The 26,685-nt window shown below is 40.0% G+C and carries 17 protein-coding genes; 13 read left to right on the top strand and 4 right to left on the bottom strand.

Annotation, left to right across the window (positions count from 1 at the left end; translation table 11 throughout):
* Window positions 1-43 precede the first annotated feature (43 nt).
* On the top strand, window positions 44-2,746 hold the full coding sequence (locus MTF66_RS11760; RefSeq protein WP_248527293.1) for an Ig-like domain-containing protein: 2,703 nt from the start codon (window positions 44-46) through the stop codon (window positions 2,744-2,746).
* Window positions 2,747-2,999: 253 nt separating this feature from the next.
* Window positions 3,000-5,708 (top strand): type I DNA topoisomerase, encoded by a 2,709-nt coding sequence (topA, locus tag MTF66_RS11755; protein WP_138621045.1) that lies wholly within the window; start codon window positions 3,000-3,002, stop codon window positions 5,706-5,708.
* Between the two features lie 162 nt (window positions 5,709-5,870).
* Here the strand turns inward: topA and MTF66_RS11750 are convergent, their stop codons facing one another.
* The gene (locus MTF66_RS11750; RefSeq protein WP_010389786.1) at window positions 5,871-6,113 is read right to left on the bottom strand and encodes a hypothetical protein; all 243 of its coding nucleotides are present in this window, start codon (window positions 6,111-6,113) and stop codon (window positions 5,871-5,873) included.
* A 243-nt stretch (window positions 6,114-6,356) separates the two neighbouring features.
* Between MTF66_RS11750 and MTF66_RS11745 the strand changes: the two genes are divergently transcribed.
* Window positions 6,357-6,911: a TIGR00645 family protein gene (locus MTF66_RS11745; RefSeq protein WP_138621047.1), complete on the top strand. Its 555-nt coding sequence runs from the start codon at window positions 6,357-6,359 to the stop codon at window positions 6,909-6,911.
* A gap of 60 nt (window positions 6,912-6,971) precedes the next feature.
* Here the strand turns inward: MTF66_RS11745 and MTF66_RS11740 are convergent, their stop codons facing one another.
* A complete protein-coding gene (locus tag MTF66_RS11740) occupies window positions 6,972-8,612 on the bottom strand; it encodes an alpha-glucosidase family protein (protein ID WP_138621049.1) in 1,641 nt (546 codons plus the stop codon).
* A gap of 659 nt (window positions 8,613-9,271) precedes the next feature.
* On the opposite strand from MTF66_RS11740, the gene MTF66_RS11735 reads away from it, so the two are divergent.
* The 6 genes from MTF66_RS11735 to MTF66_RS11710 all read left to right on the top strand — a co-directional run bounded on the left by MTF66_RS11735 (window position 9,272) and on the right by MTF66_RS11710 (window position 21,375).
* Window positions 9,272-12,067 (top strand): TonB-dependent receptor, encoded by a 2,796-nt coding sequence (locus MTF66_RS11735; RefSeq protein WP_138621051.1) that lies wholly within the window; start codon window positions 9,272-9,274, stop codon window positions 12,065-12,067.
* Window positions 12,068-12,181: 114 nt separating this feature from the next.
* Entirely contained in the window at window positions 12,182-13,675 is a 1,494-nt protein-coding gene (locus MTF66_RS11730) for a tryptophan halogenase family protein (protein WP_138621053.1), read from the top strand.
* 138 nt (window positions 13,676-13,813) lie between these two features.
* Window positions 13,814-15,673, top strand: a complete 1,860-nt coding sequence (locus tag MTF66_RS11725; protein WP_138621055.1) for an alpha-amylase family protein — start codon at window positions 13,814-13,816, stop codon at window positions 15,671-15,673.
* A complete protein-coding gene (locus MTF66_RS11720; protein ID WP_138621057.1) occupies window positions 15,663-17,153 on the top strand; it encodes an MFS transporter in 1,491 nt (496 codons plus the stop codon). The genes MTF66_RS11725 and MTF66_RS11720 overlap by 11 nt, the downstream gene beginning before the upstream one ends.
* Before the next feature lie 36 nt (window positions 17,154-17,189).
* Window positions 17,190-19,592: a glycoside hydrolase family 15 protein gene (locus MTF66_RS11715; RefSeq protein ID WP_138621059.1), complete on the top strand. Its 2,403-nt coding sequence runs from the start codon at window positions 17,190-17,192 to the stop codon at window positions 19,590-19,592.
* Between the two features lie 70 nt (window positions 19,593-19,662).
* Entirely contained in the window at window positions 19,663-21,375 is a 1,713-nt protein-coding gene (locus tag MTF66_RS11710; RefSeq protein ID WP_138621061.1) for an alpha-amylase family glycosyl hydrolase, read from the top strand.
* Between the two features lie 115 nt (window positions 21,376-21,490).
* Here MTF66_RS11710 and MTF66_RS38495 read toward each other — a convergent pair whose 3' ends face one another.
* Complete coding sequence (locus MTF66_RS38495; RefSeq protein WP_282454081.1) at window positions 21,491-21,625, bottom strand: hypothetical protein; 135 nt, start codon at window positions 21,623-21,625, stop codon at window positions 21,491-21,493.
* Window positions 21,626-21,910: 285 nt separating this feature from the next.
* Between MTF66_RS38495 and MTF66_RS11705 the strand changes: the two genes are divergently transcribed.
* Complete coding sequence (locus tag MTF66_RS11705) at window positions 21,911-23,107, top strand: hypothetical protein (RefSeq protein WP_138621063.1); 1,197 nt, start codon at window positions 21,911-21,913, stop codon at window positions 23,105-23,107.
* Window positions 23,108-23,230: 123 nt separating this feature from the next.
* Complete coding sequence (locus MTF66_RS11700; protein ID WP_138621065.1) at window positions 23,231-24,205, top strand: DUF4365 domain-containing protein; 975 nt, start codon at window positions 23,231-23,233, stop codon at window positions 24,203-24,205.
* Window positions 24,206-24,243: 38 nt separating this feature from the next.
* On the opposite strand, the gene MTF66_RS11695 is transcribed toward MTF66_RS11700, so the two are convergent.
* The gene (locus MTF66_RS11695; RefSeq protein WP_138621067.1) at window positions 24,244-25,197 is read right to left on the bottom strand and encodes an IS110 family transposase; all 954 of its coding nucleotides are present in this window, start codon (window positions 25,195-25,197) and stop codon (window positions 24,244-24,246) included.
* Between the two features lie 335 nt (window positions 25,198-25,532).
* Here MTF66_RS11695 and MTF66_RS11690 point away from each other — a divergent pair, with 335 nt between their 5' ends.
* Window positions 25,533-25,952: a nuclear transport factor 2 family protein gene (locus MTF66_RS11690; RefSeq protein WP_248527292.1), complete on the top strand. Its 420-nt coding sequence runs from the start codon at window positions 25,533-25,535 to the stop codon at window positions 25,950-25,952.
* A gap of 95 nt (window positions 25,953-26,047) precedes the next feature.
* The gene (locus MTF66_RS11685; protein WP_138621069.1) at window positions 26,048-26,515 is read left to right on the top strand and encodes an OsmC family protein; all 468 of its coding nucleotides are present in this window, start codon (window positions 26,048-26,050) and stop codon (window positions 26,513-26,515) included.
* The last annotated feature ends 170 nt before the right edge of the window (window positions 26,516-26,685 follow it).

Genomic DNA, 26,685 nt, shown 5'->3' with positions numbered 1-26,685 from the left:
AAGTAAATAAGTTTAACTTAGTAATAGCGCATTGGAGAAACATATGCCTTTAACCCGTTTGCTTAGCATTATATTGCTCAGCTCATTACTCATTGCTTGTGGCGGTGGTGGCTCACTTGAGAAAGAGACAGGAACCGTTGGTGGGGATACTGGAGGCGACAATGCCGTACTAGATACCCAAGTTGAACTTAATTTTGAAGATCGAATCGTTACCGCTAACAATCCGCTTGAGGTCGTTGCGACTGTAACTGACAGTGATGGACAGCCTGTTGTTCGTCAAGAAGTTAGTTTTACTACAACACTTGGCTCTTTCATACCTGCTACAGCAAGCGCATTAACAAATACAAGTGGTGTTGCAACTATTGAGCTCAGTGCAGGCAGTGTTGAAGGAGCAGGAACTATTGTTGCCAGCTACGAAGGCTCCACAAGTAAGCTCGGTTTTTATACCGCAGGTGATGAGCCGCAATCTAATGACTCTGCTGCAAATATTGACATTAAAATCTTACAAAACTGTCCTGATAGTTGGTTAAATATTGATAGAGATTCTACAGAACTTGATCCATCTGATTGTTCACAAAATAGCAACTTACTTGGGCAACAAGCGATTGTTTATGCAAAAATCACAAAACCTGGTAGTAATACGCCAGCCAGTAATGTACTGGTTCAAGCGACAACAACACTAGGAATTTTACTACCAGAAAGCTTAACAGCTAAAACTGATGCGTTTGGTGTGGCTATTTTGAATTTATTGCCTGGCAGTAGCTCAGGTGTTGGTCAAGTTGAATTAACCGCACAGGGCGGAATTGCGAGTGCTTTATTTGAAATTAACGCTGTTCAAGTCAATGTAAATTTAAGCGCAGGTATTGCTACCGGAGATGTGCTATCTGCAGGTTCTACCACGATCATTACAGCTGAGATCGTAGATGGTAGTAATAATGTATTTACTACTCCGCTGGAAGTGCAATTCACTTCTGCTTGCGCAGAAGAATCCACTCCTAGGGCCACTATCGATAATGTGGTAACGAGTATTGGTGGTACGGCAAGTGCAACTTATAAAGCTGATGGCTGTAATGGTATAGATACGATTACCGCGACTGTTGTTACTGGCGGCAATGTTGCAACAAAAACTATAAACATAAATGTAGCTGCAGCTCAAACTGGCTCAATTGCGTTTATGGGGGCGACTAATCAAGTGTTAGCTATTAAAGGAGCAGGTGGTCAAACCTTGACCGAGAATTCAGAACTCACCTTTAAGCTTTTAGATGTAAATGGAAATCCAGTGGGTCAAAAGCAAATTGATTTTGCACTTTCACAAAACCCTGGAGGGGCTCTATTAGACAGCGCATTTCAATTTACTAATAATGAAGGATTAGTCACTGTAAATATCCGTTCAGGAAAAGCTGCTGGTATTTTATCTGTTATTGCTTCACATCAAATTGATAGTGGAGATACTTCACAAAATAGTGTGATCTCTATTGTCTCTAATGATATTACTATTACGACAGGTGTGCCAGATCAAGATAGTTTTACGCTTGCAGTGCAAACCTTTAATACCGAGTCATTAAACGAAGCAGGAGTAACTACAGACTTAACCGTATTTGCAGCCGATCATTTTAATAATTTTGTACCAGATAACACGGCAATTTATATTGCCAGTGAAGGTGGTGCAGTTGGCACTATTGATGATGAACAATTTACACCTTTATTACTTTGTCGCACCACAGACGGTGTGTGTAAAGCGCAGTGGCGTAGCCAAAATCCAGTCCCATATCATTACAGCATTTATAATAATTCTGTTGCAGATAAATGCGACCGTTATTTTGGACAATCAGCACCTTGTACTTTAGGTATTAGAGAGTCACAACTAGACGCAAATGGTAACTTAATTAATTATCTAGATAGCAATGGCGATCCAATTGCGCTAACTGATGCACCTAATAACGCGCCAATTGATTATCCACTTGGTGGGCGTGTTAGTTTACTTGCTTATTCTGTGGGTGAAGAGTCATTTAATGATGTATCTGCCAACGGTGAGTTTAATCAAAACGAGTTTGACTCAACTTTACAAGATTTACCTGAAGCCTTTATAGATTTTAACGAAAATGGAGTGTTTGATGGGAATTTACCAGCCCCAACAGACCCTGTTGATTCTAATGGTGGTGAAGATGAGTGGTATGTGGAACGCTCAGGCCCATTAAATAATGGCCTGTATGATAGTGGTGATGGTATATACAATGGCTTGTTATGTAGTGATGAGGCCCTTGCTGCAAATGCGTGTACTCGTGAAACAGTTAATGTACGCGCTCGTTCAGAGTTAGTTATGTCAGGTAGTACACCTTACATTAGAGCTGTAACGGCTTTAAATGACTGTAGTTTAAGTGACGGTATTCGCTTAGAAGCTTCTGATATGGAAGGTATGTGCGACATAAATCTTATTGATATCAGCGACTCAACGCCCTACAGTGCGATTTCAGTGACTATTTTCTTCAGCGATATTCATAACAATCCACTGCCTGCGGGCACTACAGTGAGCGTCACTGCCGACAATGGTGTATTAAGAGGGTTAACAGATTACACCGTGGTTAATACAGCACAAAAAACGCCAATCTCTGTTTCAGTTAATATTACTAAAGAGGCTGAGCCAAATGATGTTGATTCTGGGTTTTTATACATTGAGTTTGAAACGCCAGGAGGTGTGAAAACCCAATATACCGTGATGTCGATTTTAGACGAACCTAAGGTTTAAAATATGTGAAGGATAAAAAATGCCAACCAATAAGGTTGGCATTTTTGTTTCTATTCTATATATTCCACATCAATTATTCAAAAAACGCTGGTTTGTTTAAATTAACAACAGAAATTGTTTGTTTATTCAGTAAATACTGAAAAGTTTGTATTAAAAGCTTGTAAGAACTAGTGTTTGTAGATATACCTATAAATATTCGCGCCGCATGAGTCGGCTAAACACATTTAAAAAACTAGGTTAGAAATAGGCAACTATGGGCAAATCGCTAGTAATTGTAGAGTCACCTGCTAAGGCTAAAACAATTAATAAATACTTAGGTAATGATTTTATCGTTAAGTCCAGTATTGGGCACGTACGAGATTTACCTACATCAGGATCAGGCAAAAACAAAGTACCAGCAAGCAAAACACCTGCTGAGGTTCGTAAAATGCCACCTGATGAGAAAGCAGCGTATAAACAGCAACGTGACTATTCTAACTTAGTCGCGCGTATGGGCATCGATCCCGAAAAAGGGTGGGAGCCACATTACGAAGTATTGCCGGGTAAAGAAAAGGTTGTTCAAGAATTACAAAAGCTTGCCCAAAATGCTGATCAAATCTATCTCGCAACGGATTTGGATAGAGAAGGGGAAGCAATTGCTTGGCATCTTCAAGAAATCATTGGTGGCGAACCTGAAAAGTATAAGCGCGTTGTGTTTAACGAAATCACTAAAAATGCAATACAACAAGCGTTTGAAACTCCGGGTGAATTGAACACCGATATGGTTTTTGCACAGCAGACTCGTCGTTTCCTAGACCGCGTTGTTGGTTTTATGGTCTCGCCTTTATTGTGGGCTAAAGTTGCACGAGGTTTATCTGCAGGGCGAGTTCAATCTGTTGCAGTGCGTTTATTGGTAGAACGCGAACGTGAAATTAAAGCGTTTATCCCTGAAGAATTTTGGGATATTCATGCAGATGTTAAAAATAGCGAGTCTGACTTACGTTTAGAAGTCACTAAACAAGCAGATAAGCCATTTAAGCCTGTAAATGAAGCACAAGCTACAGCAGCAGTTAAAAGCCTCGAGAATGCCGAATATAAAGTTGTAAGCGTTGAAGAAAAACCAAGTAAGAGTCGCCCAAGTGCGCCATTTATTACTTCAACCATGCAACAAGCCGCCAGTACTCGACTCGGTTATGGCGTTAAAAAGACCATGATGCTTGCGCAGCGCCTATATGAAGGTGGTTACATTACCTATATGCGTACCGATTCAACTAATCTATCAAAAGATGCGGTTGAGATGTGTCGTGAGTATGTAACCAATGAGTTTGGCGCAAAATATTTACCTGCTGATCCAATTAACTATAGCTCAAAAGGCAATGCACAAGAGGCGCACGAAGCGATTCGTCCTTCTAGCGTATCGGTACTTTCAGGGCATGTTGAAGGTGTTGATGCCGATGCTAAAAAGCTTTATGAGCTTATCTGGCGTCAGTTCGTGGCTTGTCAAATGGTGCCTGCTGAATACGACTTAACCACATTAACCGTTGCCGCCAATGATTTCACATTAAAGGCAAAAGGCCGTGTGCTTCGCTTTGATGGTTGGACAAAAGTACAGCCAGCAGTGCGTAAAAAGAACGAAGAAGATCAATCACTTCCTGCTGTTAAGCAAGGTGAAGTTCTCACCTTAGTTGAGCTTGATCCTAAGCAGCATTTTACCAAGCCGCCAGCACGTTTTAGTGAAGCGAGCTTAGTTAAAGAACTTGAAAAGCGTGGCATTGGCCGTCCTTCTACTTACGCGTCTATTATTTCGACTATTCAAGATCGTGGCTATGTTCGAGTAGAAAATCGTCGCTTTTTCGCTGAAAAAATGGGTGAAATTGTTACCGATCGCCTAGTTGAAAACTTTACTGATTTAATGAACTTCGATTTTACCGCTAAAATGGAAGGTCGTTTAGATGATATCGCTGAAGGCGAGCGTGTTTGGACGCAAGTTCTCGATAAGTTTTATTCTGATTTCTCAACCCAGTTAAACATTGCTAAAGGCGAACCAGATGAAGGCGGCATGCGTCTTAATCAAATGGTAGAAACCGATATTGACTGTCCAACCTGTGGCAGAAAAATGGGCATTCGTACTGCTTCAACGGGCGTATTCTTAGGCTGTACAGGTTATAACCTGCCACCTAAAGAGCGCTGTACTACTACTATGAATTTAGTGTCGGGTGATGAAGCGGTTGCATCTGATGTTGAAGACGTTGAAACAGAAACATTAATGCAAATGAAGCGCTGTCCAATTTGTGAAACAGCGATGGATTCATACCTTATCGACGAAACCCGTAAATTGCATGTGTGTGGTAATAACCCAGCATGTCAGGGGCATGTTGTTGAAGAGGGTACCTTTAAAATTAAAGGCTACGACGGCCCTATTATCGAGTGTGATAAATGTGGCGCTGATATGGAGCTAAAATCAGGTCGATTTGGTAAGTATTTTGGTTGTAACAACGATGAATGTAAAAACACACGCAAGTTGTTAAAAAATGGCGAAGCTGCGCCACCAAAAGAAGATCCAGTTCATATTCCTGAATTAGAATGTGAAAAGTCTGAAGCCTACTTTGTATTACGTGATGGCGCGGCTGGTATTTTCTTAGCAGCAAATACGTTCCCTAAATCACGAGAAACACGTGCACCTAAAGTAGAAGAGTTACAACGCTTTAGAGATCGTATTTCGCCTAAGTTTTACTACTTAGCTGATGCACCAGCCAAAGATCCTGATGGCAACCTTGCTGTTGTGCGTTACAGTCGTAAAAACAAAGTTCAATATGTAATGACTGAAGTTGATGGTAAAGCAACTGGTTGGACGGCTCATTACGAGGGTGGTAAATGGGTAGAAGAGGCTAAGAAAAAAGCTGCGCCTAAAAAGAAAGCTGCAGCTAAAAAAGCGCCAGCTAAAAGTAAAGCTAAAGCCAAACCAAATAAAGATGATGAATAATTAATTATTCATCGCTTTAATAATAAAAACCGGAACGCACAGCCTGTGACAGTTCCGGTTTTTTTGCATTATCAAACCTATCACAATGGCATTTTTAACCTGATTTTTTATTTTACAGAGTTAAAATGTAACCAATTTAGGTTTGAACCGCTCAATTATTCATTAAATCTTAACAGCAGTGACTTTGTTATAGCCTTCAGATGTTAGTTCATCATTCACACACTTTAAAACATAGTTATAAATTGCTTCATCGCTTACGTCGTCTTCTTTAGCCCAGCTAATACACATTTCTGTGAACTCTTGAATCGTTTCGGCTGAAGCGTCTGTAGTATCGCTTGCAACTGCATTTGCAGCTGATAAAGCGAAAAACGGTGCAACGATTAACGCGAGTAATGCTTTATTCATTTTTTTATTCCTAAAAATGGAGTAACAATCGAATTATGCATTCAAATAATGCCTACATAAAACAAGTGTAACCAAGGCAGAACATCTCTGTTGGTAAACTGATTTTTAATCACAATTCACACAAAGGAAAACGAAAAATTTTTATCGTCAGGATAAGCATATTGCGTACCTACTTTTAGGCTGAAGTGATTGTGTTAGCGTTTAATTTAAGCTAATGTCGCGTTTTAATTTTTAGGTGCCCCTATGTCAGAGCCACACACAAATAATACAAATAAAAAAATACACCCTGTTCATAAAGTTGAACACGGTCTTGAGTCGTTGATATTTAAAGGACGCTGGTTACTCGCCCCATTTTTTGTCGGCTTATTATTTGCTGTGGTTTTACTACTTATAAAGTTTTTTAAACAACTATATATGATGGGGATAGCGACGTTTACTGCTAGTAATCAAGAGCTGTTGGTTGGTATTTTAACTTTAGTTGATACTGCATTGTTAGCAGGTCTGCTGTTGATTATTATTTTTAGCGGTTACGAAAACTTTGTCTCTAAGCTTAATATCGAAAATCATGAAGACCGCCCTGTATGGATGGGTAAGGTCGGGTTTTCTGGTTTAAAAATGAAGCTGATCAGTGCAATAGTGGCCATTTCAGCCGTTGAGCTGCTTAAGGTATTTATAAGTTCTACGTCTCATTCTAATAATGAATTACTCTGGAAAGTACTGATACACGTTACGTTTGTGGTATCAGGTGTACTATTTGCTTTTACTGATTATTTAAATAGTAAAACAATTAACCACTAAAAATTTGTTATAAAAAACCCGAGCAATGCTCGGGTTTTTTATTTGTAATAATTTTAAATATTAACTGCAGTTGGCGTAATAACTACCAAATGGCTCAACGGTCAGTGTTTTATTATTAAGCTGCGCGTTGTAATGAGAAAGCGCGCTATGCTCTTTTTCAACAACAATATCAATAGCAAGCTCTGCTTTTGCCCCGCTTAAATTGAATACACACAACATCTTTTCTTCGTTTAACGTGCGGTAAAAAGCCAAAATTGGCTCGGCGGTTTGTATAAACTCAATATCACCTTCAAGTAATACTGGCTGGTTTTTACGCCAGGCCATAAACTCACGGTACGCATTTAATATTGAGTTTGCATCATTCTCTTGTTCAGCAACTGCTTGGAGCTTGTGTTGTTGATCAACAGGTAACCACGGTTTTACCTCGCTAAATCCTGCATTGTGTGCATTGCTTTGTGAGTTATTACGGTTTTCCCAAGGCATTGGGGTACGACATCCATCGCGACCTTTAAAGTTTGGCCAAAAAGTTATGCCGTATGGGTCTTGTAAATCTTCAAAAGCAACACTGGCTTCACCGAGTCCGAGTTCTTCACCTTGATACATACACACGCTGCCACGTAGTGAAGCGAGTAGGGCGGTCAACATTTTACATTGCGATGGGTTTACCTCTCCCGTTTCACTCCAACGGCTAGCAACACGTTCTACGTCATGGTTACTAAATGCCCAGCAAGGCCAGCCTTCAGTCATGCGTTGCTCAAGTGTAGTAACGGTATTTCTTATATACTCGCTTGAGTAATCATCCGTTAACAGCTCAAAGCTATAACCCATATGCAGTTTATCGCCGCCTTGGGTGTATTCTGCCATTGTGGCTAATGAATCTTCAGATGAAATTTCACCCAGTGATACGGTACCAGGGTACTTGTTGAGTAAAGTACGAATATCACGCATAAACTCTATGTTTTCAGGCTGGGTATTATTGTAGTAATGGTACTGAAATGCATACGGATTATCTTCGCTAAAGCCACGGCCTTGACGCTTTTCTTTTGGTTTTGCTGGGTTATCACGAAGCAAAGCGTCATGGTAACAAAAGTTAATTGCGTCTAACCTAAAGCCATCCACGCCCTTTTTAAGCCAAAACTCAACATTATCTAGTACGGCTTGGCGAACATCGGGGTTATGAAAGTTAAGATCAGGCTGTTCAGTAAAAAAGTTATGTAAGTAATATTGTCCACGACGTGGCTCCCATTGCCATGCACCGCCACCAAAAATAGACAACCAATTATTAGGTGCTGTGCCGTCTTCTTTAGCATCGGCCCATACATACCAATCAGCTTTATCGTTGGTTAAGTCTTCACGGCTATCAATAAACCATTGATGTTGGTCTGAGGTATGGCTAAGCACTTGGTCAATAATAATTTTAATATCGCGTTGATGCGCTTGCGCAATTAACTCATCAAAATCTGCTAAATTACCAAAAAGCGGGTCAATATCACGATAGTCGCTAATATCATAACCAAAATCTTTCATCGGCGATTTAAAGAAAGGTGAGATCCAAATAGCATCCACCCCTAAGCTTTTAATGTAATCAATACGATTTATTATCCCTTTTAAATCACCAATGCCATCGTTGTTGCTATCTTGAAAGCTACGCGGATAAACCTGATAAATAACCGCACCTTTATACCATTGCTTTTGGGCCATGCTTTTCTCCGTTTTCACACTGTCTTTGTGTTGTTCTTTTTTTAGAGGTAATAATCCCCGTTTATTTGAAAAAGCATACTTGAAGCCTGTCATACTGTAAAAATCCTGCATACGTATGCACCGATTTTAAGGTATTAAAACAGGATGAACTAATCGTTCAGGCAATCGATTTGAGTCGTGGATTATTCTTATTATATTTTACCAATTCTAATATGGAGTTGTTAATTTATTGTTTGCGCTGTTTAGGTGCACAAAAACAAAGGTCTGCACTGAGTTGGTGTTTTTAGTTATTGGTCTTACCAATTTAATTTGTGTAGATAATGTGTTTAGTAATTAATTAAAAAATAAAATTTTCTTGCTTCTCTTTATCAGCGTTTTATGAAAGGTTTATTTCATAAAAAAATAAATAGTGGTTATCACTTAACTCATAAAATACTCTTGCACCAAAATAACCTATTTTAAAACAGTTGGTTACATGTTGATTTGTAAATTTAATGTTAAATTTGTGCGTGCGGTGCTATTTTGAATACGTATGCAATAAGTTGTTAATAAAATAATACGAGCGTTAATATTCATCCTGACAACAAAATAAGCTCGCATGTTTAACTATCACTTAAGCAAGTAAGCGGGTATCACATTATGGGTAACGGGAAAACATTATGGCTATGTTCAAACCAAGTATACTAACGCTAGCATTAACTGCTGCCGGATTATCAAGCTTTGCCACCACTGCGGCACAAGAAGAAACAATAAAAAATGATGATGTAGAAATCATCGAAGTGAAAGGTTTTCGCGGTAGTGTTGTTGAATCAATAAATACTAAGCGTTTTTCAACACAGGTGGTTGAGTCAATTTCTGCTGAAGACATTGGTAAACTTCCTGATTCATCTATTGCAGAGTCAATCGCACGTTTACCAGGTTTAACAGCGCAACGTCTTGATGGCCGTGCTAGTCGTGTAAGTGTTCGTGGTTTTAGCGAAAACGAAAGCGCAACAACATTTAATGGCCGTGAGCAGGTATCTATTGGTGACAACCGTGGTGTTGAGTTTGACCTTTACCCATCAGAAATAATGAGCGGTGTTACTGTTTATAAAACGCCAAGTGCTAGCATTGAAGCTGAAGGCATTGCCGGTGTTATCGACATGCAAACGGTAAAGCCTTTAAATAAAGGTGAACAAGTGATCATGTTTAATGGTCAGTATGAGCAAACTAGCTTTGATAAATTAAACCCAGATGGCGATGACAAAGGGTTTCGTGGCACAGTTTCATACATAGACCAGTTTGCAGATGACACTATAGGTGTAGCATTTGCTTACAACACAATGAGTTCTCCAAACCAAGAAAAACGCTGGAATTCTTGGGGTTATCCAGAGTTCACAGGTAATGATGGACAAAACTATTCAATTTTAGGCGGCGCTAAACCTTTCGTACGTTCATCAACACTTGAACGTGATTCAGCGATGCTAGTTGTAGAAGCTGCACCAAATGACCGTTTAAACATGACGTTTGATGCATTATATGTAGATTTCAACGACGAAAAAATCTTACGTGGAATTGAAGTACCTTTCGCCTGGGGTCAAGGTAGCATCGACCCAAATAGTGTTACTGTAGATGAGCAGTCTGGCTTTATTACCAGTGCAGTAACGCAAGGTCAGCGTGTTGTTGTACGAAATGACTATGAAGAGCGGAAAGCAGAACTATCACAATTTGGTTTTAACGCTAAATACGATATTAACGATGATTGGTCAGTTGAATTTGATGCCAGCCACTCAGAAGTTGACCGTACGATTTGGAGTATTGAGAGTTACTCAGGTACTGGGCGTGGCGATTCAAATGGTGTTGCCGATAACATAGGGTATGCATTTGATGGTGGAAATACTGGCGCACAATTCACTCATGAGCTTGATTACAGCGACTACGACTTAATTCAATTAGGCGGTCCTTTATCTTGGGGAAGCAGTGCTGCGCTTAATAATAAGTACGGTTTAAATGATACGGCTTATCAAAATACCGCACAAGATGGCTTTATTAATGCCCCAGAAATTAGCGATGAGCTTTCAACGCTTAAGTTAGCGGCCAGTAAAGTACTTGAAAACGAATACTTTAGCCGTATTAACTTTGGTTTATCTTACCGCGACCGTGAGAAAGTAAAACAGTCTGAAGGCTACTTCATGACTTTAAAAGATTTTTCTTTAGATAATCCAGGTATGGTATCAGTGCCAGAGCAATACCGTTTAGGCTCAGCAAGTTTAGACTTTATTGGCATGGGTGACATGATTGCTTATGACACCAATGGCCTGGTAAATGATGGTTATTACGATCTATTACAAGAAAGCTTAACGGATCAAAAACACTTAACGCGTTCGTGGACGGTACAAGAAGAAGTTACCGCTGCATTTATTCAAGCAGACATTAACGCTGAGATTGGTGGCATACCGGTAACAGGTAATGTAGGTATACGTTATGTACGCACTGAGCAGTCATCACAAGGCTTCGAAGCATCAAATATTAATGGCTTAGTGGTTGCATCACCTACTGATATTAGCCACGACTATTCAAATGTATTACCAAGCTTAAACTTATCTTTTGCAATCGACCAAGAGCAAACAATTCGTTTTGGCGCGGCTAAAACAATTTCTCGTGCTCGCCTTGATGAAATGCATGCATCGATTGAGACAAGCTATAACAGCGAAAAGCCTGACGAAAATGGTAACTACTGGTCTATTTCTGGTGGTAATGCAGAGCTTGAACCAAAAGAAGCAACAGGCTTTGATTTAACATACGAAAACTACTTTGATGCAGAAGGTTACTTTTCAGCAGCGTTATTTTATAAAGACATTGACCAATGGATTTTTGATGAGCGTTATGATGTTGATGTAACAGGTAAAGAAGACCCAGCAACAGGCGAAGTTCCTCCTGCGGATAGAAATACAGCTACCCGCTCAAGTAAAGTGAATGGTGGCGATGGTAATTTATGGGGCTATGAGCTTTCATTATCATTCCCTTTCAGTGTATTACATGAGTCATTAGAAGGTTTTGGTTTAATTGCGAGCCACACCAGCGTTGAGCAAGACTTGCAAGATCAAAACGGAAACGATTACGAACTACCAGGTTTGTCAGATAAAATTGATAGCTTAACTGTGTACTTCGAACGCAATGGTTTCCAAGCACGTACCAGCATGCGTAAACGTAGTGACTTTAAAGGTGATATCTACGGTTCAGGTTTTGCAACACAACAAGTTGATATACTTGGCGAGACTATTTGGGATGCGCAAGTAGGCTATGACTTTGCTGATTCTGGTATTGCTGGTTTTGAGAACTTATCAATGACGTTCCAAATTCAAAACATTACCGAAGAAGCGTTTACATCATTGCAAGGCGATAATGCGCTGCAAGTGCGTGATTACCAAGACTATGGCCGTACTTACTTACTCGGTGTAAGCTACAAGCTATAATAAGTTTTGTATTAAGAAGCCCTTGTAATTAGTTTTACAAGGGTTTTTTTATAGCTACTTTACCTAAGTTTTATCAAACTTTTTAAATTCTGATTTAAAAAAGTGAGCAATAATATGAAGCCAATAAAACATGTCGTCATTGCCGGCGGTGGAACAGCTGGTTGGATAACCGCAGCACTACTTAATAAAGTGTTAGGTAAAGTAATTAATATTACCCTTATTGAATCAAGTAGCATTGGTACAATAGGTGTGGGAGAGGCCACTATTCCTCCTATTATTGGGCTTAATAATGCGCTCGGTATTAATGAGCAAGATTTTATAAATGCCACTAATGCATCTATCAAACTGGGTATAGAGTTCGAAAATTGGAAAACACCAGGGCATAGCTACATGCATGCATTTGGCTCGTTTGGTAAAGATTTTCCCTTTTGTAACTTTTATAATTTTTGGGTAAAAGGGCACATTAATGGCAGCGAGGACTCTTTATGGGATTTTTCTCTTAACTATCAAGCCGCTAAACAGCACAAATTTACGCTACTAAATACTATTCCTAATACTCAATTACCAGGGCTTAGTTATGCGTTTCACTTTGACGCCACTTTGTATGCTGAATATTTAAAAAATCTTGCATTATCACGCGGCGTTAAACACATTGATGCAAAAATAGAGCGCGTTAATCAATGCCCTGAGACAGGTAATATCTCCAACTTAACACTTGACGATAATAGCCAAATCCAAGGGGATTTATTTATAGATTGCACTGGCCAGCGCGCACTTTTAATTGAACAAACCCTTAATACGGGGTTTGTTGATTGGTCGCATTATTTACCTTGCGATAGGGCTGTTGCAGTGCAATCAACAGGCAGCAACGAATTAAAGCCCTATACGCGCTCCATAGCACATGACGCAGGCTGGCAGTGGCAAATTCCGCTACAAAACCGAACAGGTAATGGCTTAGTGTATTGCAGCCGCTATTTATCGGATGAGTCAGCAACCGCACTTTTATTAAATAACTTACCGGGTGAGCCAACAACAAGCCCGCGTTTAATTAAATTTAAAACAGGTCGACGTTTAAAGCAGTGGCATAAAAATGTAGTCGCAGTAGGGCTCTCTAGTGGATTTTTAGAGCCCTTAGAGTCTACTAGTATTCACTTAATACAAAGTGCGGTCACACGTTTAATCAAGTTGTTTCCTCATAATGGGGTTAGTGATGCGTTAGTAACTGAATTTAATAAGCAAAGCACCAGTGAAATCGAGCATATTCGTGACTTCATTATTTTGCACTATAAATTAACTGAGCGAGAAGACACCCCATTTTGGCGTCAATGTAAGCAAATGGAAACTCCTCAATCGTTAGCGCATAAAATGGATTTATTTAAACAAACGGGCAAAGTAGTGCGCGAAAACGACGAGTTATTTGCAGAAGTAGCTTGGCAGCAAGTATTTATAGGTCAAGGCCTAATACCTGATGACTATAACAGTATTGTTGATTCATTAAGCAATGAACAACTAACTGATTTATTCGCAACGTTAAAAACTCTAATAAATTCAACGGTAGATAAATTACCTACTCATAAAGAGTTTTTAGCTAAGTTAAAAACAAACTAAGTAGCGTGACATGGTGTTTTGGTTGCGGGTTAATTGTCACTGAATATGGCTGTGAATACGTATGCAGCAACTGTAACCAAGCCTTACTTAGCTTTAGTATAAACCTATAACAACACTGAAATAAAAATGACACACACAATGAAAAAAAGATTTTACACGCCGTTGCTTATATGCAGCGCATTGCTGGTGCACGGTTGCAGTGATGACAAAGAGACAAAAACAGATTTGTTAGTTAAGCAAACAGACCCAGTTAAGCCAGTGGTATATCAAGTATTTGCTCGTTTATTTGGTAACACCCAAACCGCTAATGTGCCATGGGGAACCAAAGAGCAAAATGGCGTTGGTAAGTTTGCTGATTTTAACGACGAGGCATTAAAAGGCATTAAAGAGCTAGGTACCACGCATGTGTGGTACACCGGCGTTTTGCATCATGCCTTGGTGGGTGATTACACTGAGTACGGTATAAAACAAGACGATCCTGATGTGGTAAAAGGGCGTGCAGGTTCGCCTTACGCAATAAAAGATTATTACGATGTAAACCCTGATTTGGCAATTAATGTTACTAATAGACTCGAAGAGTTCAGCGCGCTAATTGAGCGTACTCATGAGCATGACATGAAAGTAATTATTGATATTGTTCCTAATCATGTGGCTCGAGATTATCACTCAATCGCAAAGCCTAACGGCGTGAAAGACTTTGGTGAGGACGATGATACTAGCAAGGCGTATGCTAAAAATAATAATTTTTACTATGTACCGGGTGAATCATTTAAAGTACCAACAAGCGACAGCTACCAAGTATTAGGTGGCAACAAACACCCTTTAGCCGATGGTCAATTTAGTGAAATCCCAGCAAAATGGACTGGCAATGGTGCACGTGCTCCAAAGCCTGATATAAACGACTGGTACGAAACGGTAAAAGTTAACTACGGTGTTAAACCCGATGGCAGCCTAGACTTTCCAACTTTACCTAAATCGCTTGAAAACCAAGATTACCGTGCACATTATGAATTTTGGCAAGATAAAGAACTGCCAAATAGTTGGTATAAATTTAGAAATATTGCCCTTTATTGGTTAGATAAAGGGGTTGATGGCTTTCGCTATGATATGGCTGAAATGGTACCCGTTGAATTTTGGAGCTTTTTAAATTCATCAATAAAAACACATAAACCCGATGCGTTTTTACTCGCCGAAGTATATAACCCATTGATGTACCGCACCTATATTCACCAAGGTAAAATGGACTACTTGTATGACAAGGTCGGTTTTTACGACACCCTAAAAGGGATTATGCAAGGTAAGCAACCCGCTAACACGGTATTTAAAGCACAAGCTGAAGTGGCAGATATTGAACAGCACATGCTGCACTTTTTAGAAAACCATGACGAACAACGTATCGCAAGTCCTGACTTTGCTGGCGACGCTGCATGGGGTAAACCGGCTATGGTGGTTTCTAACTTAATTAGTCGTTCGCCAACCTTGCTTTATTTTGGCCAAGACGTAGGTGAAGATGGATCAGAAAACGCAGGCTTTGGTTCGCCTACACGCACCAGTATTTTTGATTACATTGGCGTACCAGCGCACCAAGCATGGATGAATAATGGCAAGTTTGATGGCGTAAATTTAACTCCTGAGCAAGCACAGTTACGTCAATACTATATCGCAATTATGGAACTTAATGGCTTACCTGCTGTTGTTGCCGGTGATATGGCACCCTTGATGGTAACAGGCAGTAATAGAGTGGTGGGTTTTGTACGCACCTTAGGCCAGCAATCATTATGGGTGCTGAGCAACTTTAGCCAGCAATCACAAACAGTCACTATTACGCTCACGCCGAATCAAGCAACTATGCTCAAACCAAACTCCACGCTATACGACCTACTAGAGTCGCATAGCAGTATTTTGGTGAGCGATGAGAAACAAAATACAACCTTTACGCTGACCCTTGATGCACTCAGCAGTGCCGTTTTAACAAATAAGGCTGATCATGAATTATAACAACAAACCAACCTTAAGCTTTTGGCAAATATGGAATATGTGCTTTGGCTTTTTAGGCATTCAATTTGGCTTTGCACTGCAAAACGGTAACGTAAGCCGTATATTTCAAACACTTGGCGCTAATGTCGACGATATTCCTATTTTATGGGTTGCAGCGCCGCTCACGGGCTTAATTGTGCAACCAATTATTGGTTATTGGAGTGATAAAACTTGGGGCAAATTAGGCCGCCGTCGTCCTTTCTTTTTATACGGCGCTATATTAACCACGTTATCGCTTTTTATTATGCCAAATTCTCCCACGCTTTGGATTGCTGCGGGTATGCTGTGGATTATGGATGCCTCAATTAACGTTACCATGGAACCGTTTCGTGCATTAGTAGGCGACAACTTGCCAAACAAGCAGCGCGCCACAGGCTATGCCATGCAAAGCTTTTTTATTGGTGTGGGAGCGGTGGTTGCATCAGCACTCCCTTGGATGATGACCAACTGGTTTGATATTGCTAATACTGCACCGATTGGTCAAATTCCTGATTCTGTAAAGTATTCGTTTTACTTTGGTGGGGTTATTTTATTTATTGCAGTTGGCTGGACTATTGTCACCACAAAAGAGTACTCACCCGAGCAGCTTGCACAATTTAATCAACAAGAATCACAAACAGCACAAACCAATATTACTAATAGCGTTAATTTTACCAAAGGCGGCGTTATTTTTAGCGGCTTAGGTTTGCTTGTTTTAGCCACAGTATTAGGGCTGGACCTGGAAAAAGAACTTTACTTGCTGGCTGCTGGGTTAGTTAGTTTTGGTGTTATTCAATTTATTGCAGCGGCATTAAAAGCTAAACAGCACACTAGCGGCGGTTTTTATAATGTAGTGAATGATGTATTCACTATGCCTGAGGCGATGAAGCAATTGGCATGGGTACAATTTTTTAGTTGGTTTGCGTTATTTGCTATGTGGATTTATAGCACCTCAGCGGTTACTAGCTTTCATTACGGGAGTACAGATACCAGCTCGTTAGCGTACAACAACGGTGCAGATTGGGTGGGTATATTATTCGCCGCTTACAATGGCTTTGCCGCGATTGCTGCTTTATGTATCCCGATCATCGTTAAACGCGTGGGATTAAAAGTAGCACATGCACTTAACCTTATTTTAGGTGCGCTAGGCCTAGCAAGCTTTATGTTTATAAAAGATCCCAGCTTACTTATTTGGCCAATGATAGGCGTAGGTTTTGCGTGGGCGTCTATCTTATCTCTGCCTTATGCAATGTTAAGCACCTCGGTACCGAGCCATAAAATGGGCGTTTACATGGGTATTTTCAACTTTTTCATTGTGATCCCCCAATTATTAGCCGCTAGCGTACTGGGGTTAATATTACGCCACTTTTTTGAAAACCAACCTATTTACGCATTAATACTGGGCGCTGTGTCGTTTGTACTTGCAGCGGTTGCGGTATTGCGTGTTAAGCACACTCAATAAAGTAACGAGTAAACTGAAATTAATTAAGGCTTTAAAATGAAAAAATTAAATACAATTACCACCAGTTTATTAATGCTTGGTTTAACAGCTTGTGGCGCGCAGCAAGAGCCATCAAACAGCGCTGTAATACAGGTATCGGCACCAGGTGCCCCTGGGGCAGAGCCATTTTGGGCCTATGCAGGCAAAACCGGTATTGGCACATCATTTGAGCAATATCAAAATGGCCATTACAGTGATGAGGCCCCTACAGGAACGGTGTCAAAAGTATGGTTCTCAATTGCCAAAGGTATGATCACCGAAACGATGTTTGGGCTTATTCATCAAGCGCAAATTAAAGACATGCAATTTGTTGTAGTAGGAAAAGATTTTACAGTCACAGAAGCTGACGATTTAGACGTTACCATTGACTACTTATACAAAGACGATAAAGGCCGCCCGTTATCATTAGCTTACAAAGTTGTAAGCAAAGATAAACAAGGCCGCTTTAGCCTCGAAAAACACATATTTACCGATCCTGATGGGCAAAGCTTATTTGTACGCAGTATTTTTAATACCCAGCTTGAAGGCGTTAAGGCATACGTAAGCGTTAACCCGTATGTTGATAATAACGGCCTTGATGATTTTGCTAAAACAACAGAACAAGGATTGCTGGCATGGCAAGACAACAGCTACCTTTCATTGCAAGGTGCGCAGCCATTTAAACAAACAAGTGTTGGTTTTACAGGTGTGAGCGATGGTTTAAATCAGCTGAAAACAACTCAGCAGCTCACTCAAGTTTATAAAAATACCGGTGAACAATCGGGTAATGTTAGCCTACTTGCAGAGCTGGGTGAAATTGGTGAAAACAGCCAGTTCGATTTAACCCTAAGCTTTGGTAATAGCGAACAAATCAGCTTTAAACAAGGGCAAGCTACGTTAGCCAAAGGTTACCAAGCGGTGCTTGATAATTACAACGGTAAAGGCGAAGCGCTTGGTTGGCAAGACTACCTGCAAAGCCTTGCACCGCTAAATAATATGAGCGAACAAACAGCAGATAACGGCAAGTTACTTTACACCAGTGCCATGGTACTTAAAGCGCAAGAAGATAAAACTCATGCAGGCGCACTTATTGCCTCACTATCTAACCCATGGGGCGAAACCGTATCGGCTAAAACAGGCTCTACTGGTTACAAAGCGGTATGGGTGCGCGACTTTTATCAAGTTGCCATGGCGTTTATGGCCATGGGCGATAATGCGACCGCTAAAACCGCCTTCGAATACCTTGAAAAAGTTCAAGTAAACAGCAAAATCCCAGGCAATAAAGGCGATACAGGGTGGTTTTTACAAAAAACACATGTTGATGGTGAACTAGAATGGGTGGGCGTACAACTTGACCAAACTGCAATGCCACTCATGCTTGCTTGGAAACTCCATCAGGCAGGTGTATTAAGTGATGCAGAGCTGAGCGATTGGTATAGTCGTATGTTAAAACCTGCGGCAGACTTTTTAGTTGAGGGTGGTCGTGCAAACATTCTATGGAACGACACACAAATAACGCCGCCAGCCACTCAGCAAGAACGCTGGGAAGAGCAAGAAGGGTATTCGCCATCTACTACCGCCGCGGTTGTTGCTGGTTTAATTACTGCAGCCGATATCGCTAAACTAGCAGGTGATGATGCCAATGCAACACGTTACCTAAATACAGCTAAGCGTTATAACAATGATATTGAAAAATTAATGTTTACAACGACTGGTAATTTAGAGTCGAGCGCTTCTGATGGTGAATATTTTATTCGCATTGGCCAAGATAAAGACGCCAATTCAAATACTAAAATTAACGCTAATAATGGCCGTGAAGGGTTTAATAAAAAGCAAATACTTGATGGCGGCTTTTTAGAACTCGTTCGCTATGGCGTACGCGATGCACTATCGCCTAGCATAGTAAAAACACTGCCAGAATATGATGACGAAACCCTAACCGATAACCTACAAGTTAAATACAGCTTTGAGTTTACTGACGGCAGCGGCACATTTGTAGGCTACCGCCGCTATGGTAACGACGGATACGGTGAAGACGAAGTAACTGGCGCTAACTATGCCGAAGGTGGTAAAAACAGCCCAGGGCAACGTGGGCGAGTTTGGCCATTTTTTACCGGTGAACGAGGTCATTACGAAATTGCCGCCGCAAATGCCAATAATAGTTTAGATGCAACAAAACAGCAGGCTATTAAAAATAGTTATGTAAAAGGCCTAGAGCAATTTGCTAACCAAGGCATGATGCTACCTGAACAAGTATGGGATGGTGTAGGCATTAATAAAGCGGGTTACACGTTAGGCGAGGGTACTAACTCGGCCACACCATTGGCGTGGACACATGCGGAATACGTTAAGCTAGTGCGCTCACTAAGCGACAAGCAGGTATGGGATCATTACCCAGTGGTAACTAAAGCACTAAAATAACCGCAAACTAACTAACATAGCCGTAGTAAAATACGGCTATGTTAGTTATTACAATAATAACGAGGCTGAAATGAAAACATTTACCTTGAGCGCATTAGCATTAGCAATCATGCTAACAGGCTGCCAAAGCGCACCATCATTAAATAACTACACGAATAACACCGAAACATCGCCACTAAACACTGAACAACAAGCAAACCCGTGGTGGGAAAATGCCATTTTTTACCAAATTTGGCCCCGCAGTTTTTACGACAGCGATGCTGATGGCCATGGTGATTTTAATGGTATGACCCAAAAGCTCCCGTATCTACAAGAGCTCGGCGTAAATGCGCTGTGGTTAACCCCAATGTTTGAAGCGCCGTCGTATCATGGCTATGATTTTACTGAATTTTATCAAGTAGAAAACGACTACGGCAGCATGGCCGAGTTTGAAGCCTTTATAAAAGCTGCTGACGACAAAGGCATGAAAGTCATACTTGATTTAGTTATAAACCATATATCAAGTAACCATGAATGGTTTCAGCGTTCAGCAAATAATGAAGCCCCTTATGCAGATTACTTTATTTGGCGCGACGATATGCCAAAAGCCGGAAGTGGTTGGGGACATGCTTGGAGTAATAACGACCAACCCGATGCTGTATGGCATTGGAATGAAACACGCCAGCAGTATTACTACGGCGCGTTTGGAGCAAGCCAACCTGACTTGAACTTACGCCACCCTGATGTTGTTGCCGAAATGGAAAAAATGGCTAAGTTTTGGCTTGATAAAGGCGTTGCAGGGTTTAGATTAGACGCAGTTCGTTTTGCAATGGAAGGTGGCGCAGATGCGCAAGCCGATACCGACGAAACCATTGCATATTGGCAGCATTTTAACCAATACGTAAAAAGCGTTGATCCAGAGGCGTACTTAGTAGGTGAAGCATGGGCTGACATTCCCGTTGCGGCAAAATACTTTGGCGAAGGTAAAGGCCTCGATCAAGGCTTTGATTTTGAAGTAGGCTATAAAATATTGGGCTTATTAAAACCCGATGCCAGTGGTGAAGCGCAATTTGGCACCATGCAATCTAATCAACAAGTCAGTAAAGTTGATGCCAATGTGCTCAAACAAAATTTACAACAGCGTATTGATTCAACTGCACCGCTTGATTTTTTTGCACCGTTTTTAACTAATCACGACCAAGAACGAGTGGCTTATCAACTTGCTGAACACGACGATAAGGCAAAACTTGCCGCCGCCATGTTATTTAGCTCTCCTGGCACGCCGTATATTTATTACGGTGAAGAAATTGGCCTAACACAAGGTGGCACAGGTCACGATGTGTATAAACGCGCGCCAATGCAGTGGAATAACAGCAATCAAGCTGGCTTTACTCAAGCTCAAACAAGTTGGGTTGAGCAGGCTGAACTGTTTGGTGATAACTACACTCAGTGGTGGCCTGAATTTTTAGCACAGCAAATTAATGCTGCTGATCGCAATGTAAAAACGCAACAAGCACAATCTGATTCACTGTGGCGTTTATATCAGCACTTAATCGCACTAAAAAAACAGCGCCCAGAGCTGGGTATTAAAGGCAGTTACGAATTAACGCAACACAACAACGGCCTTGTCGAAATAACCCGCGAGTTAAACGGCAGTAAAAGTATGTTTGTGCTTAACTTAACCGCTAACCCGCAAAGCGTCAGCAGCATCAAACGCGATGATTTAACGCCAAACTGGCAACACGACCTAAATGACGAGCAACTCGCTGGTTACGGTTTGTTGTTACTGAATAACACACTGTAAATAAAATTCATTCGTGGGGCTAACATACGTAAGCCCCTTTTTGTAATAATGTTTTTATTGCATTGCCCCCAAGTTATAGCTCATTTTAATTAGTTATAACTAGCTCAACTTGTTCTTACGTCATGGCGCTTATCATGAAAATAAATATAAGATGCAATCCACCTTGGTAGGTGTCCACGGTACGTAATGAATACTGACACACCAACATAGATTCTGCGATGTAATTTAAAAATGGTGAACGCGTTTTCATCTTTCCACCAACAAAAAGAGCTATGTCTTTATACAGTGTATTTGTTTCGCTCCCATATTCAAGAAAATGCGCGCCTAGCGCACTTTCTTCTTTGTTATTATATTTAGTAGCAAGAAATAATTATAGCTAGCAATGAGTTAAGTTATTTGGTAAAAATGATTTATAAAATACATGAGCGTATCGTTGGCAGAAATATGCGCGATGAGCGCACTATAAAGTTGTTAGATTTCAATGAAAGTTTATCAATGTAACGGATACTACATACCCGCAGCCTTTTGGTTGTACGTGGATACTGATCAGCCAATCAATAAACTGCTCAATACTCCTCATGAAAGGACACTTGTTCATGAGTTAGTGCACTTCTTGCAGGATGTAACTACTACCTATGGATTGGCAAATATCTGCAGATACGTCGATCAACTGAAATGTTTCAGTAAGTTAGTACGCAGTTCCAGATCTTTGACTGTGCCTGTTGTAGCGAGTCAACGGTCTGATTCGGTTAATGCAAATTCTGATCTGTTTTCAATCTATGCGGGAGACGGTGCAGGCAAGTACATGACGCACAATGATAGCGTTATGATTACCTCGATCGCGGAGCACCGTGAGCAGGTTGAGCATGTGGTAGACCCAGTTTTCTATACGGAAATTGAGTATGGGGGCAGCCAAACCTTCCATTTTGGATCCATTGCGATACTGGAAAGCATGGCTCACATTATTGAATGCGAAATTTATGGGAAGATGCCGATAAAAAGCTTCCCCTACGATTCAGCTAAACTAGTCGTAGACTATCTATGTCCGGATATCGAAGTGAGCGCACCCGCAGTTTTGGAAATCTGTGAAGCTTCCCTGATGTTCCTCAATCCTGCTGAGATATTTGTTGAGGCTGCAAAAAAATTGAATTCGGAAAGAGTGAGGTACATTGTTCCGAACGACTACTATCAGTTCGTGATGGAGAGATTTTCATATGAGGATCAGACGTCTATCGAGTACTTTGAGCATGTTGGTAGAGAAGCTCAAGATCAGCTTAATGATCTTTTTACAGTTGAGCCATTTTGTAATGAACGTTGGGGTTCTAGGGCTGTTCGAGCGGGGGGTAACATCAGAAAAAATGGCCAATCCATATCGTCTATATTGTTCGAAAGCACTGCCGATAGTGCAAGGAATAGATTCTTTTCTATCATTAGTGAAGTCGGATTTCCACCTTCTATTAATAAACATAATCAAGTGTGGGTTCAAGCAGGCTCAGAAAGCTCGCATACGCACCTGATGTATCCTGCAATTGCGTCTATTTCTGAGATGCTAGAAGGAAGAGAACAGGCTTGTCGCCTTTACGAATATTGTAAAAATGAGAAGAATGGCTACACAGTGAGCCAGCATTGTCTGCAAGCACCATGGAAAAGGGCAAAGACAAAACAAGCTTGTTACTACTCTCATATTTGGAAAATGTGGGGGCATGAAGAATGCGAGATATTAGAAAGTTGAAATCTAACAAGTTGCTCCACGCGGATAAATTACTCGCTTTGCTCCTAATTTACCGGTGAGCAAGGCGTTATGTAACTCATTAGCCTCGTTCATCATTCATCTTTTTTATTCATGGTAGTTAAAATGTTAGGTCCAAAGTATTCTGTAGAAGCAAAAAAAGGGGAATTAGGTGTACAACGAGTTTCAAATATCATATTTGAAAGCTTAGGTTGGATCTTTAAAAGAACCCCTCAAGAGTTTGATTTTGGAATAGATGGCCAAATTGATTTAGTAGATACAAACGGTACAGTTACGGGGCAAACTTTTGCAGTACAAATAAAATATGGTAAATCCTTCCTAAAAGAAGAAAATAGGTGGGGATATATTTACCGTGGAGAGCTTAAACATATAAATTACTTATTAAATTACCCATTACCTGTATTTATTATGTTGTGCGATCCAGATTCAAATCACGTGTATTGGGAGTTATTTGATGCCGCCAAAACAGATAGAACACCTGCGGCATGGAAAATGTCTATTCCCAAGAAACAAGTTTTGGCGGAAAGTAAAAAATCAATTACAGCTTTATTACCGGATGTAACAGACCACACAGACGAGTTGGAAAAATATTGGCTTATTAATGACGTTATAACTAAATATACAGATAACCTTCATATATTAATTTCAAGAGAATGGGTCGAATCAGGTGATATATCAGAGGTCGCAAGCCAATTTGAGAGGTTTCAAGTCTCTCGGGAACTTGCTTTTAAAAAGAAAAGTAACGTTGAAGTTTCATTTCACGGGTATGAATCAGATCCTCGTGAATTATTTGAAATACCAGAAGTAGTGCACTTTTCAAAAATATTAGCTTATAAGTTACCTTTATTCTTTTATTGTGATCCTTCTAGTAATTTATGTGGTTTAAAGTCAATAGCGCTGTGTTGTGCAAATGCACAGCTTATCAATAGCGCTCAAGTAAAAATTGACAAGCATGCACTTATACAATTTGTTCATAAACAACATGAACTTCTCAACCGAGTAACCGATTGGCTAGAAATGACAGAAGAAGAAAATGAGGAAATTTGTATTCCTATATATGAACTTCTTGGTATGGCGTAAAGTTACATAACAAGTGACTATGGTGTCAATTCCTAATTTTAAACCATTTTAGGATCCCACATGACACCATCCTTCACCATAGAATTTATGATCACTACCAGCTTTCGTATACACGCAATAATGGCTACTTTTTTAGGCTTTCCTGCTTTGACCATACGTTGATAAAGGTCTTTAAATTTAGAGTTGTACTGAATGGCTGACATCATCGCTATATATATGGCAGTTCTTATTTTAGGTCGGCCGCCACGTATCATTCGCTTACCTTGATACACGCCATTTTCACGATTAAATGAGGCTACACCCACTAAAGAAGCTGCCTCTTTGTTGTTCACATAACCTAACTCAGGCATATCACTAAGCAAGTTAAACGCGACCACATTGCCAACACCAGGCACACTTTGGATAATGGCATTTTTTGCTTTGTATTCGTCACATTGTTCAATCAGTTTTTGAAGTTTTAAATCGACTTTATCTATTTGGTTTTCCAGTGTAGTTAAGATAGGTTTTATGAGTGACGATAGTGTTTTTGGCATTATTTGAGAGCGATTTTTCTCCATCGTTTGCATATCCATTAACTGGCGTCTTCTCGAGAGTAAATCGCTCATCAAGCGCATTTGCTCTGGCATTAAAGATGATAAAGGCGTTTTAATCGCTTCACCAAAGTGAGCAATAAGTTGTGCATCAAGTTTATCCGTTTTTGCTTTTTGGCCGATAGCGCCTGCGAAGCGTTTTATGTTCACGGGATTAGCAACAACGAAGGGAATATTCGCCTCAGCGCAGGCTATAATAAAAGGCTGTTCAAGACGTCCAGTCGCCTCAATAGTGACGCACGTTACGGGGTGTTTTTTTAAGATTTGAATGGCGTGTTTAATGCCACTTTGATTGTTTTCTACAGTAAAGTAAATGTCTAAAGGCCTGATATAAATATCGAGTTGTTTTTTACCTGTATCGACACCGACGTTAATTTCATTTTGATTATTTTTTGTATTCATAATAAGCTGACTCTGCCTTGCTATTCGGGCTCGAGGCCCTGTTGACTATCCGAGTTTAATGCTTGGAGTTTATACAGCGTTCTAACTTGTTACCGGTCTCTCAATAGAGGAGCCTTCAATCAATCGAACTACTGTATAAAAGGCTTTGGTTGCAGCCAAAGTTTGGGCCTCACATTACCCGAACTAGGTTAAAATAATAATTAATTTATGGGTTTATTATCCATACAAGCTATTTAAAAAGTGCAATGCTCCTGCGTTTATTATTTTAACTAACTGATATTTAAGCATAATTTTGGCGTTTTACATCATAATTAAACTAGGGATTAGTTACACTAATGAGAATTACCGCTACTTATATTGTTGCATTAACTGCGCTTTACTCTTCCAACGTATTTTCTTGCACACAAAGCAAAGATCCAGAAACTGTCGTGCAAGCACAAGTCGAGGCTTATAACGCACATGATATTGAGCTTTTTGCTAGTTGTTATTCCTCCGATATTGAAATGCAGCACCTCACAGGAGATATAGCACAGACAGTAGGCAAAAAAGAGTTAGTAAAGGCGTTTCAATTTTTAAAAACAGTGCCAAAAGGGTTCAAAGTTACTATTGAAAACAGAGTAGTTAATGGGCCTATCGTCATTGATTATGAAAGAATACAAGGCCTTGGAGAGGGAAGGGAAGATATGCTTGTTGTTGTAATATATGAAGTACGTGATGGTAAAATTAAAAGTGTATGGTTCCCACCAGCTAACTAATTCAATGTTTTTTTTTCAAAAAGCAAAAATATACAACACGCTGACTGTAAAATCTTTATGTGATTAATACACCAAGCATTTAATACGGAGTCCTAATGTCGAAGTATTTTGCCAAAATCAATTGGGTTAGAGACAGAAGCGAAAGTTATATTGATAATAAATATAGCCGAGAGCATGAATGGATTTTTGATGGAGGCTTAACAATTCAAGCTTCATCTTCTCCCCATATCGTTCCTTTGCCTTACTCTGTGGAAGAAAATGTGGATCCCGAAGAAGCTTTTGTTGCCTCCCTTTCAAGTTGTCACATGTTATTCTTTTTATCTATAGCTGCAAAAAATAAGTATGTAATTGATTCATATATTGATAATGCTGTAGGTATTATGGAAAAAGATAGTGAAGGTAAAATATCAATGACTCAAGTCACCCTTAAACCACATGTGAAATTTTCTGGTGATAAGCAACCAACAATGGAAAAACTTGAAAAAATGCACCATCAATCGCACCAACAATGTTTTATTGCTAATTCGGTTAAAACTAAAATTATTACTGAAATCACCCCTTAAAGCGCGATTATAGATGAATAAAATACTTTTAATGTTTTCCAATAGGCGCATTTTAGTTAACTATCACTTTTATTAATATCGCGCTATTTATTCAAGAACAGCTCGTATAAAGTAATTGTTTTATAAAAGTATGAAACTTAATGACTTTTAAATATATACATTAAAAATAT

Source organism: Pseudoalteromonas sp. 2CM39R (assembly GCF_023161845.1).
Note: the sequence above shows the minus strand (reverse complement) of the source record. Positions and strands in the feature narration are given on the sequence as shown.